This window comes from Pseudomonas sp. fls2-241-R2A-110, assembly GCF_030209165.1.
In the GTDB taxonomy this organism is placed as follows: Bacteria; Pseudomonadota; Gammaproteobacteria; order Pseudomonadales; family Pseudomonadaceae; genus Aquipseudomonas.
Genome location: NZ_JARVSN010000018.1, coordinates 222631 through 234546, shown reverse-complemented (window position 1 = coordinate 234546; position 11916 = coordinate 222631). Strand labels below are relative to the sequence as shown.

Below are 11916 nucleotides of genomic sequence, written 5' to 3'. Positions count from 1 at the left end.
CCAGAGCCGAACGCAGAGCGTCCGTTGAGGCATTCCCACGCAGAGCGTGGGAACGATCATGAACAAGCGTTTCTGCGCTAAGCGCCGGCCTGAACCTTCAGCTGCGATTCCTCATGGTGATCCAGTGCCCGCTCCACCAACAATTGCACACCATCGGCCATTCGACTGAGCGCCAGGGCTACCGACCGGCGTGATCCTTCCACATCGTCCGCCAGATCGGCTGCAATGGCGCTGATGGACAGCAAATCTTCGGAGGCATTGGCCAGCAAGGCTTCGGTGTCGATATCGGGGGAAACGGTGAATAAGTGGTGTTTGCGGCGTTTGGCCGGTTTTTCGTGAGCAGGGGGGAAGTAGTGGGCGAAGGCGCGGTCGTCGGCTTCCTTGAGTTTTTCGGTTTCGAGGGATGCGTCGGAACCGGTGTCGGTTTCCGGGGGATTGGGAGTGGCTTTGAACATTGTGAATCTCCAGTAATGAGTTTCAGCTGCTCCATCGGTTCCACGCGAAGGGGTGGCAGCTGTACGCAGGTTGGAACCCGAGGTGGAGAAAACCCGGCAGACCCGAAGGTCTCCCGCGCACAGCCGCCATAACTGAGTGCACACATTAAAGGTGCGCAAGCATACGTCATGAGGGGCGCTTTTGCGCCTTCAACACCGCGGGGTTCCACGCCCGGTCGCTGAATTGGCAGCGACCCACAAACGATAAAGCTCAACACAAAACCCCACCAGTCAGCGGCTTCCGGCATTGCTGTAGGTGGCGACGTCACACCGTGTAGCCTCTCACCCTTCCGGCGGACAAACTTTTAAACACAAACCTCCAATCGACCGGCAAAGATTGATCGTTCCCACGCTCTGCTTGGGAATGCCTCTACGGACGCTCTGCGTTCGGCTCTGGATGGGACGCAGAGCGTCCCGGGCTGCATTCCCACGCAGAGCGTGGGAACGATCATGACAAAACCTCAATCCACTGGCGAAAGTTGAAGATTCCCAAAAAGGGACCTATCGTTCCCTTTTTGGGACTCATCGGTTACCACTGTGAAAAACCTTTCCCTCAGCGAAGCCCTGTTCACGACCACTCAGCAGAAAGTGCTGGGCTTGTTGTTCGGTAAACCCGATCGAAGTTTTTACGCCAACGAAATCGCCCGCTGGGCTCAAGTGGGTAAGGGCAGCCTCATGCGCGAGCTGGATCGGTTGCAACAGGCAGGCGTATTGACCCTGAGCCGCCAGGGCAACCAGACCCACTATCAGGCCAATCCGCAATGCCCGATCTATGCCGAGCTGTTGGGCATCGCCCGCAAAACTTTTGGCATCGCCGATCCTCTGCGCCAAGCGCTTCAACCCTTTGCAGAACAGATCTCGTGGGCATTTGTGTATGGCTCTATCGCCAAGGATCAGGCAAACGCATCCAGTGACATTGATCTCATGCTGATCGGCGAAGGCCTGCACTACAGTGAAGTGATGGAGCGGCTTATGCCTCTGGAGGAGCAACTAGGCCGCGTCCTCAACCCGACGCTCTACACCCCCGATGACTGGGCCGCAAAACTGGCGGCTGAAAACAGCTTCGTCGTGCGGGTAGCGCAGCAGGACAAGATCAACCTGATGGGGGAAAACCCTTTGGAGTCCAAGGATGGGCAGCAACGAGAATCTGGAGAACCTGTTACGTAGCGGTGGACTGAAAGCTGAGCCACCGGATCGCAGCAGCAGATGGCTCGGCTGTAATTACTCCTCCTTGGAAACTGCGGCGATTGTTAGGGCCTCATCGCGGGCAAGCCCGCTCCCACAGGTATTGTGGTTGCCTCAGGTAGTGGGCTCAGCACGGACACTGTGGGAGCGGGCTTGCCCGCGATGGCGTCCGTCCGAGCAACCATTACTCCAAGCGTAACGATCCGTCTCTGTGCTTGATTGATGCCGTCCACCCAACGCTCCTAAGGTGACACCCACGACAGCGAACCCGTGGAGTGGTCATGACAACAACAATATCCCCCGACTCGCGATGGACGCGGCGGCGCAGCGAAAAGCAGCGGCGTCTGGCGCTTGTGCGAGATCTGGCCGACGGTGTGGTGCTGCCCACCGACAAAATAGTCGCCGCGTTGGAGGCGTTGATCCTGCCCGGCGACCGTGTGGTGTTGGAGGGCAATAACCAGAAACAGGCGGATTTTCTGTCCCGCTCCCTGGTCAAGGCCGATCCGGCCAAGCTGCATGACCTGCACATGATCATGCCCAGCGTCGGTCGCTCAGAGCACCTTGACCTGTTCGAACGCGGCATTGCCCGCAAGCTCGACTTCTCCTTCGCTGGCACCCAGAGCCTGCGCATCAGCCAGTTGCTGGAAGACGGCCTGCTGGAAATCGGCGCGATCCACACGTACATCGAACTCTATGCGCGGCTGGTGGTGGACCTGATCCCCAACGTCGTGCTCTCGGCCGGTTTCATGGCCGACCGCGCCGGCAACATCTACACCGGCCCCAGCACCGAAGACACCCCGGCATTGATTGAACCGGCGGCCTTCAGCGATGGCATCGTCATCGTTCAGGTCAACCAATTGGTGGACGATGTCAGCGACCTGCCTCGTGTCGACATCCCCGCGTCCTGGGTCGATTTCGTGGTGGTGGCCGACAAGCCGTTCTACATCGAGCCGCTGTTCACCCGCGACCCACGCCACATCAAGCCTGTGCACGTGTTGATGGCGATGATGGCGATCCGCGGCATCTACGAAAAACACAACGTCCAGTCGTTGAACCATGGCATCGGCTTCAACACCGCCGCCATCGAATTGATCCTGCCGACCTACGGCGAATCCCTGGGTCTCAAAGGCAAGATCTGCCGTAACTGGACCCTCAATCCGCACCCGACCCTGATCCCGGCCATCGAAAGCGGCTGGGTAGAAAGTGTGCATTGCTTCGGCACCGAACTGGGGATGGAAAACTACATTGCGGCGCGGCCGGATGTGTTCTTCACCGGGCGCGACGGCTCGTTGCGGTCCAACCGGATGTTCAGTCAGCTGGCCGGGCAATACGCGGTGGACCTGTTCATCGGCGCGACCCTGCAAGTCGATGGCGATGGCCATTCCTCGACCGTGACACGCGGGCGACTGGCCGGTTTCGGCGGGGCGCCGAACATGGGCCACGACCCGCGAGGTCGCCGCCACGGCACCCCGGCCTGGCTCGACATGCGCCACACCGACGTGGCGGAGCCGATGCTCGAACGCGGTAAAAAGCTCGTGGTGCAAATGGTCGAGACCTTCCAGGAAGGCGGCAAACCGACCTTCGTCGAAACCCTCGATGCCATCGACGTGGCGAAAAAAAGCGGCATGCCGCTGGCGCCGATCATGGTCTACGGCGACGACGTCACTCACCTGCTGACCGAAGAAGGCATCGCCTACCTGTACAAGGCGCGCTCGCTGGAAGAGCGCCAAGCGATGATCGCCGCGGTCGCCGGCGTGACGGTCATCGGCCTGCGCCATAACCCCAAAGACACCGCGCGCATGCGCCGCGAAGGCCTGATCGCCTTGCCCGAAGACCTCGGCATCCGTCGCACCGATGCCACCCGCGAGCTGCTCGCCGCCAAGAGCGTGGCCGATCTGGTCGAGTGGTCCGGTGGCCTCTACAACCCGCCCGCCAAGTTCAGGAGTTGGTAATGCACGCATTCAACCTGCAACCGAAAACCCTCACCCTGGCTGAACGGCTGGCGGACATGGCCGTGGACGCGCTGATCGACGAAGCAGACCTGTCACCGAAACCGGCGCTGGTCGACCGTCGCGGCAATGGCGCGCATACCGATTTGCACCTGGGGCTGATGCACGCCTCGGCACTGTCCTTGTGGCCGGCGTTCAAGGAAATGGCCGAAGCGGCCATCGCGTTTGGCGAGGTCGGTCTGCCACTGCGCGAAGCGATTGGGCAGATTGGTCGTGAAGGGGAGCAAGAGATGCTCACGATCACGAATGGCGTGAACACCCATCGCGGGGCGATCTGGGCGTTGGGTCTTTTGGTCACTGGCGCTGCGTTGGAACCTCAATCCAGTGGCGCCGGCGCGGTCACTTTGCGCGCTGCACGCCTGGCCTTGCTCGACGATCGTTACGCGCCACGTCCTTTGAGCCACGGCGCCCAGGTCGCCCAACGTTACGGTGCACGCGGCGCCCGTGAAGAAGCACAACTGGGTTTCCCGGCGGTGATTCAACGCGCGCTGCCACAACTCAAACGCAGCCGTGCAGCCGGTCACGGCGAACAGAACGCCCGGCTCGATGCCTTGCTGGCGATCATGACCCAACTGGCCGACACCTGCGTGCTCTACCGCGCGGGCGAACAGGGCCTGCACACCATGCAACTCGGTGCTCAAGCCGTGCTCGACGCAGGCGGCAGTGCCAGCCTCGCCGGTCGCCGCCGTCTGCATGAGCTGGACCAACAATTAATCGCATTGAATGCCTCGCCCGGCGGCGCTGCCGACTTGCTCGCAGCCTGTCTGTTCATCGACCGTATCGAGTCCTGCGACGGCGTTATCCAGGGAGCTTTTTGATGGAAACCTTATCCTTTGAATTTCCTGCCGGTCAGCCATCACGTGGCCGCACGCTGGTGGGCTGTGTCGGCTCGGGCGATCTGGAAGTGATGATCGAACCGGGTCAGGCCGGCACACTGACGATCAAGGTGCAGACCTCGGTCAATGGCGCCGAACAACGCTGGAAGCAGCTGTTTGCGCGGATGTTCGACGGTCAGACACCGCCGGCGATGGCCATCGATATCCACGATTTCGGTGCGACCCCGGGCGTGGTGCGTTTGCGTCTGGAACAAGGCTTCGAGGAGATCAGCCATGACTGACCATGCAGAACTCCTCCACAAACACAGCTTCGTCGAACTCGGTGCCCGACAACGGGCCAGAGCCTTGCTCGACGCCGGCACTTACCGCGAGTTGCTCGACCCTTTTCAACGGGTCATGTCGCCGTGGCTGTCGCGTCAGGGCGTGGTGCCGCAGGCCGATGACGGCGTGGTGATCGCCAAGGGCAGCATTGATGGTTTGCCGGTGGTCATCGCCGCCATTGAAGGCGCGTTCCAGGGCGGCAGCCTCGGCGAAGTCGGCGGGGCGAAGATGGCCGGCGCCTTGGAACTGGCCGCCGAAGACAACCGCAACGGCATCCCGACCCGCGCCGTGTTGCTGCTGGAAACCGGTGGTGTGCGCTTGCAGGAAGCCAATCTCGGGCTGGCGGCGATTGCCGATATTCATGCGGCGATTGTCGATCTGCGCCAGTACCAACCGGTGGTGGGCGTGGTGGCCGGCAGCGTTGGTTGCTTTGGCGGGATGTCGATTGCTGCCGGCCTGTGCAGCTATTTGCTGGTGACCCAGGAAGCGCGTCTGGGCCTGAACGGTCCGCAAGTGATCGAACAGGAAGCCGGGCTTGAAGAGTACGACTCACGGGATCGTCCTTTCATCTGGAGCCTGACCGGTGGCGAGCAACGTTTCGCCAGCGGTTTGGTGGATGGTTTTGTCGCCGACGACGTGGCGCAGGTGCAACAACAGGTCAGCCAATTGCTCAAGCGCGGTTTGCCAGCGCAGCAACGCAGCCGTCAGGCCGAGTTGTACCTGCAACGCCTGGCCCGTCTGGACGCCGCACCGCAAATCGAGCCGTCAGTGGTTCGCGATCTGTATCAAGGAGAGCGCTCATGAGCACGTATTCCCTGAGAGGCCTGAACTGGTTTAACGCCTTGAGTGCGGGCGCGAAACCTGTGGAGGGTTTGCCGGCTTCATTGAAAGTGGCTGACGGTGTTTTGGGTGACCAGCCTGTTCGCTTCATCGCCGTGGTGGCTGATCCTGACAACCGGTTCGTCCGTGCGCGCAATGGCGAGGTCGGGTTGCTGGAAGGCTGGGGCTTGGCCAAGGCGGTGGATGACGTCATCAGCGCTGATGCTGACAAAGCGCACAAGCGAGCCTTGATCGCCATCGTCGATGTGCCGAGTCAGGCCTACGGTCGGCGCGAAGAAGCACTCGGCATTCATCAGGCATTGGCCGGTGCGGCGGACAGTTATGCCCGCGCCCGACTGGCCGGCCATGCGGTGATCGGTTTGCTGGTGGGCAAGGCGATGTCCGGCGCATTTCTGGCTCATGGGTATCAGGCCAATCGGCTGATCGCGCTGCGTGATCCGGGCGTGATGGTGCATGCCATGGGCAAGGCGTCGGCGGCGCGGGTGACGTTGCGCAGCGTCGAGGAGCTTGAAGTGTTGGCCGCCAGCGTGCCGCCGATGGCCTATGACATCGACAGCTACGCCAGCCTTGGACTGCTGTGGGAAACCTTGTCGGTGGAGCAGATTGAACAACCGACATCGGCAGATCTGGCGCGGGTTTGTGAATGCCTGAACCTGGCGATTGACGATGTCGCCGCCAGCGGTCGCGACTTGAGCTGCCGCTTGGGCGCCACCAATCGCGCGGCGTCGAGCACGGTTCGCCAATTGCTGAGAGCGCAGTGGTGAACACGCTTCTGGCCCACGACCTGCTTTGGGGCATGACCCCGGAGCAGCTGCCTGCGGGCGCGCCTTCATGGGTGATCGAATCGCTCAGTGCGGGGCATCCAGTGGTGGTGCGGCGCGCATTGAGCGCGCCGGGCCATGTCGCGGTCGGGGTGCGTGGGCGGTTGCGTGAGCAGCGCCATGCAACGGTGATGTCGGTCGATGTGATTGCCCGTTGCGTGAAACCGGAAGCGCTTTGTCACGTCTCGATTGATCGGGATTTACCGGCCGTACGCGCCCTCCATCAACTGCGGCCACTGCTTGATGGTTGTGGTTGGGTGTGGGGCGTCAGCGGCAGCGCCGGGTTTGAGTTGGCCAGTGGTGTTCAGGCCTTGCACGAGGGCAGTGATCTGGATTTGATCCTGCGCACGCCGCAACCCTTGGCGCGTTCTCAGGCGCAGGAATTGCTGAGGATGCTTGAAGCGGTCGTGTGCCCGGTGGACATGCAGCTACAGACGCCTTTCGGCGCCGTCGCGCTGCGTGAATGGGCCGGTTCTGCTCGTCGCGTGTTGCTGAAAAATGCCGGTGAAGCTTTCCTGGTGATTGATCCGTGGAACCCGCAGGAGCAAGCAGCATGAGCAGTTTGCTGGTGTTCCCCGGCCAAGGCGCGCAGCAGCCGGGCATGCTCCACGGTTTGCCTCGCGAGACGTTGATCGAGGCAAGCGAGGTGCTGGGCGAGGATGCGTTGTTGCTCGATTCTGCCGAGGCGTTGAAGTCGACACGGGCGGTTCAACTCTGCCTGTTGATTGCCGGTGTCGCGGCGTCGCGCCAATTAGCGATGGCCCCGGATTACGTCGCGGGATTGTCCATCGGTGCCTACCCGGCAGCGGTGGTGGCGGGGGCCTTGAGCTTCAGCGATGCGTTGCGGCTGGTGCGCCTGCGCGGTGAGTTGATGCAGCAAGCTTATCCACAGGGCTACGGCATGACCGCGATCCTCGGCCTGGAGCTGGCGACCGTGGAAGGTTTACTGGCGCAGGTTCACAGCGTCGACAGGCCGGTGTATCTGGCCAATATCAACGCCGATAACCAAGTGGTCATTGCCGGCAGCGATGGCGCGATGGAAGCCGTCGCGCAGTTGGCAAGAAGTCGCGGTGCTGGCCTGGCCAAGCGCCTGGCAGTCAGCGTGCCGTCGCACTGCCCTTTGTTGGACGCCCCGGCCAAAACCCTGGCCGAAGCCTTCGCCAGCGTGCAGTTGAAAACACCGACATTGGGTTACCTGAGCGGCAGTCGCGCCCGGCCCGTCATCAACATTGATGCCTTGCGCGACGACCTGGCGTTCAACATGTGCCGCGTGGTGGATTGGCGCGGCACGGTGCAAAGCGCCTACGAGCGTGGCGTACGCCTACAGATCGAACTGCCGCCCGGTGCGGTGTTGACCGGGCTGGCGCGCCGGGTATTCGAGCAGGGCACCGTGATTGCCTTCGACGGTGCGCGTCTCGATACCTTGCAAGCGCTGTTGCGTAAGGAGGGAAGCCGCCAACCTTAAACACCGACTCAGGCCTTCGAACAACAAAAACAACATTCGACGATGCACTTTGAGGACTACAACAATGATTATTTACGGTGTGGCGCTGTTGGCGATCTGTACGCTGGCAGGGGTGATATTGGGTGACCTGCTGGGTGTGTTGCTGGGCGTGAAATCAAACGTGGGTGGCGTCGGGATCGCGATGATCCTGCTGATCTGCGCGCGGTTGTGGATGCAAAAACGCGGCGGCATGACCAAGGATTGCGAAATGGGCGTCGGTTTCTGGGGCGCGATGTACATTCCGGTGGTGGTCGCGATGGCCGCGCAACAGAACGTCGTCGCCGCCCTGCACGGTGGCCCGGTGGCGGTGCTGGCGGCCATCGGTTCGGTCGTGATTTGCGGCTGCACCATTGCCTTGATCAGCCGGACTCACAAAGGTGAACCTTTGCCCGATGAACCGGTGGACATCACACCGGTCGGCACCCCAGTAGGAGGCCGCTGATATGTGGGAGCTCATTCAGAAGGGCCTGGTGAATAACAGTCTGATCACTGCGTTTGCCTTTATCGGCGTGATCATGTGGGTGTCGGTGGTGTTGTCCAAGCGCCTGACGTTCGGACGGATTCACGGTTCGGCGATTGCCATTGTGATTGGCCTGGTATTGGCCTGGGTCGGCGGCACCATGACCGGTGGGCAAAAAGGCCTGGCTGACCTGTCGCTGTTTTCCGGCATCGGCCTGATGGGCGGCGCCATGCTGCGAGACTTTGCCATCGTTGCGACGGCGTTCGAAGTGCAAGCCACCGAAGCGAAAAAGGCCGGTTTGATCGGCGCGATTGCGCTGTTGCTGGGCACGATTCTGCCGTTCATTGTCGGGGCAAGCATTGCCTGGGCGTTCGGTTACCGCGATGCGATCAGCATGACCACCATTGGCGCGGGTGCGGTGACTTACATCGTCGGGCCAGTGACCGGTGCGGCGATTGGCGCGAGTTCGGATGTGGTGGCGTTGTCGATTGCCACCGGGCTGATCAAGGCGATTTTCGTGATGGTCGGCACGCCGATGGCGGCGAAATGGATGGGCCTGGATAACCCGCGCTCGGCGATGGTCTTTGGCGGCCTGGCCGGGACGGTGAGTGGCGTGACGGCCGGGTTGGCGGCAACGGATCGGCGGCTGGTGCCCTATGGCGCGTTGACGGCGACGTTCCACACCGGGCTTGGGTGCCTGCTGGGGCCGTCGTTGTTGTACTTCATTGTTCGCGGGATTGTCGGTTAAGCCGGTAGATCATCGCTGAGTGTTCCGACGCCATCGCGAGCAAGCTCGCTCCCACAGGAGAACGCATTCCAATGTGGGAGCGAGCTTGCTCGCGATGGGCGCGACACGGTTTCAGACTTGCCGATTGGCATACATCCGACACTCCGCCAACAGCGCCAGCAAGTTCGGGTCGCGCTCCTTGGCCTTCAAGAACACCACGCCGATGTGCTGCTGTAACCGATACTTTTCCTGCAACGGAATCAGCTTCACCCGATTCTCATACACCGCCGCAATCCTGCCTGGCAGCAACGCATAACCGACCCCGGAGCTGACCATGCTCAGCAGGGTGAAGATGTCGTTGACCTGCATCGCCACCTTCGGTTCGAACCCCGCCTGCTTGAACACCCGGTTGCCGTCCTGATGCGTGGCAAACCCCTGGGTCAGGGTAATGAACGTCTCGTCGCGGACCTCGGCGAGGTCGACTTCCGTGCGTTGGGCGAATTTCGAATCCGCCGGCGTGGCGAGGAAAATATCATCGGAAAACAGCTGAATCTGCTCGCAGTCCGGGTCGTTGACGCTGTCGTCCAGGGACACCAGAATCGCGTCGACTTCCATGTTCTTGAGCTTGTACAACAGGTCGAAGTTCGAGCCGAGGATCAGGTCGATGTTGAGCTCGCTGCGACGGATCTTCAGGCCCATGATCAGCTGCGGCACGGTTTTCACGGTCAGCGAATACAGCGAGCCAAGCTTGAAGCGTTCAGCGGAGAACCCGGCGGCTTCGCGGGTCAGGCGCACGGTTTCAACCACGTCCTGAATCAGCTTTTGCGCCCGTTCTTCCAGGACATAAGCGCTTTCCAGCGGTGTGAGGTTGCGCCCTTCGTGTTTGAACAGCGGGCAGCGCAGGGCGCTTTCCAGTGAATGGATGGCACGGTGCACGCTGACGTTGCTGGTCTGCAACTCGGCGGCGGCCCGGGCCAGGTTGCCGGTGCGCATGAAGGCCAGGAACACCTCGAGTTTTTTCAGGGTCAACTCTTCATCGATCAGCATGGCGCGGACTCTTTTTGGAATGAGTTGATTGTGCCCAATTGAGCCGCTGTTGGCTCAGGGGATTGGTGGCGCGACAATCAGAAACATTGCGCTTTTAATCTTCAGGCCTGAGCCTTGCGCAATGTTGTAGCGAATTCAGAGGTGAGCAACACATGTATCACGGGGAAAGATTGAATGCCTGGACGCATCTGGTCGGCGCGGTGGCGGCGACGGTCGGGGTGGTGTGGATGCTGGTGATTGCCAGCATGGACGGCAGCCCATGGAAGATCGTCAGCGTGGCGATTTACGGGTTTACCTTGATGGTGCTTTACAGCGCGTCGACCGTGTATCACAGCGTGCGCGGGCGCAAGAAAGCGATCATGCAGAAGGTCGATCACTTCTCGATCTACCTGCTGATTGCCGGCAGTTACACACCCTTCTGCCTGGTCACCCTGCGCGGGCCGTGGGGCTGGACGTTGTTCGGGATTGTCTGGGGTCTGGCGTTGATTGGCATCCTGCAAGAGATCAAACCGCGCTCGGAAGCGCGAATTTTGTCGATCGTGATTTACGCCGTGATGGGCTGGATTGTGCTGGTGGCGGTCAAGCCGCTCTTGGCTGCGCTGGGCACTGCCGGGTTCGCCTGGCTGGCGTCGGGCGGGATTTTGTACACCGTGGGGATTATCTTTTTTGCCCTGGATCATCGCCTGCGGCATGCGCACGGGATCTGGCATTTGTTCGTGATTGCCGGGAGTTTGCTGCACTTTGTGGCGATTCTGTTTTATGTCTTGTAGACCGAGGTGCGGCCATCGCGGGCAAGCCCGCTCCCACAGGTACGGCGGCGTCCTTGTGGGAGCGGGCTTGCCCGCGATAGCGTCTTAGAAGTCGCCCCAAAGCTGCTGGGCAACCGCCAACGCTACTACTGGCGCAGTCTCAGTGCGCAACACCCGAGGACCGAGTCGGGCTGCGTGAAAACCGGCAGACTGAGCCTGATCCACTTCAGCATCCGACAGTCCACCTTCCGGTCCGATCAGGAACGCCAAGGTCGCGGGCTTGGCATGACTCACCAACGGCTCAGCCACTGGATGCAGCACCAACTTCAGTTCAGCCTCGGTCTGCTTCAACCAGTCCGCCAGTAGCAGCGGTGGGTGAATGACCGGCACCCGTGAACGCCCGCATTGTTCACATGCGCTGATTGCCACCTGGCGCCAGTGCATCAGGCGTTTGTCGGCGCGTTCGTCCTTGAGCCGGACTTCGCAGCGGTCGCTGAAGATCGGGGTGATTTCAGTGACGCCCAGTTCGGTCGCCTTCTGAATCGCCCAGTCCATGCGTTCGCCACGGGACAAGCCCTGGCCAAGATGAATGTGCAAGGGCGACTCGACCTGTCCGGCGAAGCTCTCATCGATCTGTACCACGACGCGCTTCTTGCCGACTTCAACCAGCGAGGCGCGAAACTCGTGGCCCGAGCCGTCGAACAGCTGCAACGCATCACCTTCGGCCATGCGCAGCACGCGGCTGATGTAATGGGCCTGGGCCTCGGGCAACTCGTGTTCGCCAGTGCTCAAGGGGGCGTCGATAAAAAAGCGGGACAGTCTCATGCGGGTTCTCTTTGAATTGATCGTTCCCACGCTCTGCGTGGGAATGCCTCACTGGACGCTTTGCGTCCGCTTTTGGGACGCAGAGCGTCCCCGGCTGC

Annotated in this window: 14 protein-coding genes; 11 read left to right on the top strand and 3 right to left on the bottom strand. The window is 61.3% G+C overall.

Annotated elements, in window-relative coordinates; translation table 11 throughout:
* Positions 1-77: 77 nt before the first annotated feature.
* Positions 78-455, bottom strand: a complete 378-nt coding sequence (locus QRN31_RS15115; RefSeq protein ID WP_285432799.1) for a DUF6124 family protein — start codon at positions 453-455, stop codon at positions 78-80.
* 576 nt (positions 456-1031) lie between these two features.
* On the opposite strand from QRN31_RS15115, the gene QRN31_RS15110 reads away from it, so the two are divergent.
* The 10 genes from QRN31_RS15110 (at position 1032) to madM (ending at position 9218) form a co-directional block, all read left to right on the top strand.
* Complete coding sequence (locus QRN31_RS15110; RefSeq protein WP_285432798.1) at positions 1032-1661, top strand: transcriptional regulator; 630 nt, start codon at positions 1032-1034, stop codon at positions 1659-1661.
* A 299-nt stretch (positions 1662-1960) separates the two neighbouring features.
* Entirely contained in the window at positions 1961-3631 is a 1671-nt protein-coding gene (gene mdcA, locus QRN31_RS15105; protein WP_090178660.1) for a malonate decarboxylase subunit alpha, read from the top strand.
* Entirely contained in the window at positions 3631-4506 is an 876-nt protein-coding gene (locus QRN31_RS15100) for a triphosphoribosyl-dephospho-CoA synthase (protein ID WP_285432796.1), read from the top strand. Before mdcA ends, QRN31_RS15100 begins: the two co-directional genes overlap by 1 nt.
* A complete protein-coding gene (locus QRN31_RS15095) occupies positions 4506-4805 on the top strand; it encodes a malonate decarboxylase subunit delta (RefSeq protein ID WP_285432794.1) in 300 nt (99 codons plus the stop codon). Before QRN31_RS15100 ends, QRN31_RS15095 begins: the two co-directional genes overlap by 1 nt.
* Positions 4798-5649, top strand: coding sequence for a biotin-independent malonate decarboxylase subunit beta (locus QRN31_RS15090; RefSeq protein ID WP_285432792.1), 852 nt, complete (start codon positions 4798-4800; stop codon positions 5647-5649). Before QRN31_RS15095 ends, QRN31_RS15090 begins: the two co-directional genes overlap by 8 nt.
* On the top strand, positions 5646-6449 hold the full coding sequence (gene mdcE, locus QRN31_RS15085) for a biotin-independent malonate decarboxylase subunit gamma (protein ID WP_285432790.1): 804 nt from the start codon (positions 5646-5648) through the stop codon (positions 6447-6449). The genes QRN31_RS15090 and mdcE overlap by 4 nt, the downstream gene beginning before the upstream one ends.
* Positions 6443-7063, top strand: a complete 621-nt coding sequence (locus tag QRN31_RS15080) for a malonate decarboxylase holo-ACP synthase (RefSeq protein WP_285432789.1) — start codon at positions 6443-6445, stop codon at positions 7061-7063. The genes mdcE and QRN31_RS15080 overlap by 7 nt, the downstream gene beginning before the upstream one ends.
* A complete protein-coding gene (mdcH, locus tag QRN31_RS15075; protein WP_285432788.1) occupies positions 7060-7971 on the top strand; it encodes a malonate decarboxylase subunit epsilon in 912 nt (303 codons plus the stop codon). The genes QRN31_RS15080 and mdcH overlap by 4 nt, the downstream gene beginning before the upstream one ends.
* A gap of 64 nt (positions 7972-8035) precedes the next feature.
* The gene (madL, locus tag QRN31_RS15070; RefSeq protein ID WP_208671061.1) at positions 8036-8452 is read left to right on the top strand and encodes a malonate transporter subunit MadL; all 417 of its coding nucleotides are present in this window, start codon (positions 8036-8038) and stop codon (positions 8450-8452) included.
* A 1-nt stretch (position 8453) separates the two neighbouring features.
* Positions 8454-9218 carry a malonate transporter subunit MadM gene (gene madM, locus QRN31_RS15065; protein ID WP_285432787.1) on the top strand — a complete coding sequence of 255 codons (765 nt, stop codon included), beginning with the start codon at positions 8454-8456 and terminating at the stop codon, positions 9216-9218.
* 111 nt (positions 9219-9329) lie between these two features.
* On the opposite strand, the gene QRN31_RS15060 is transcribed toward madM, so the two are convergent.
* Positions 9330-10244, bottom strand: coding sequence for a LysR family transcriptional regulator (locus QRN31_RS15060; protein ID WP_285432786.1), 915 nt, complete (start codon positions 10242-10244; stop codon positions 9330-9332).
* Positions 10245-10396: 152 nt separating this feature from the next.
* On the opposite strand from QRN31_RS15060, the gene trhA reads away from it, so the two are divergent.
* Positions 10397-11014 carry a PAQR family membrane homeostasis protein TrhA gene (gene trhA / locus QRN31_RS15055; RefSeq protein ID WP_285432785.1) on the top strand — a complete coding sequence of 206 codons (618 nt, stop codon included), beginning with the start codon at positions 10397-10399 and terminating at the stop codon, positions 11012-11014.
* A gap of 84 nt (positions 11015-11098) precedes the next feature.
* Here trhA and QRN31_RS15050 read toward each other — a convergent pair whose 3' ends face one another.
* On the bottom strand, positions 11099-11818 hold the full coding sequence (locus QRN31_RS15050; RefSeq protein WP_285432783.1) for a 16S rRNA (uracil(1498)-N(3))-methyltransferase: 720 nt from the start codon (positions 11816-11818) through the stop codon (positions 11099-11101).
* Positions 11819-11916 lie beyond the last annotated feature (98 nt).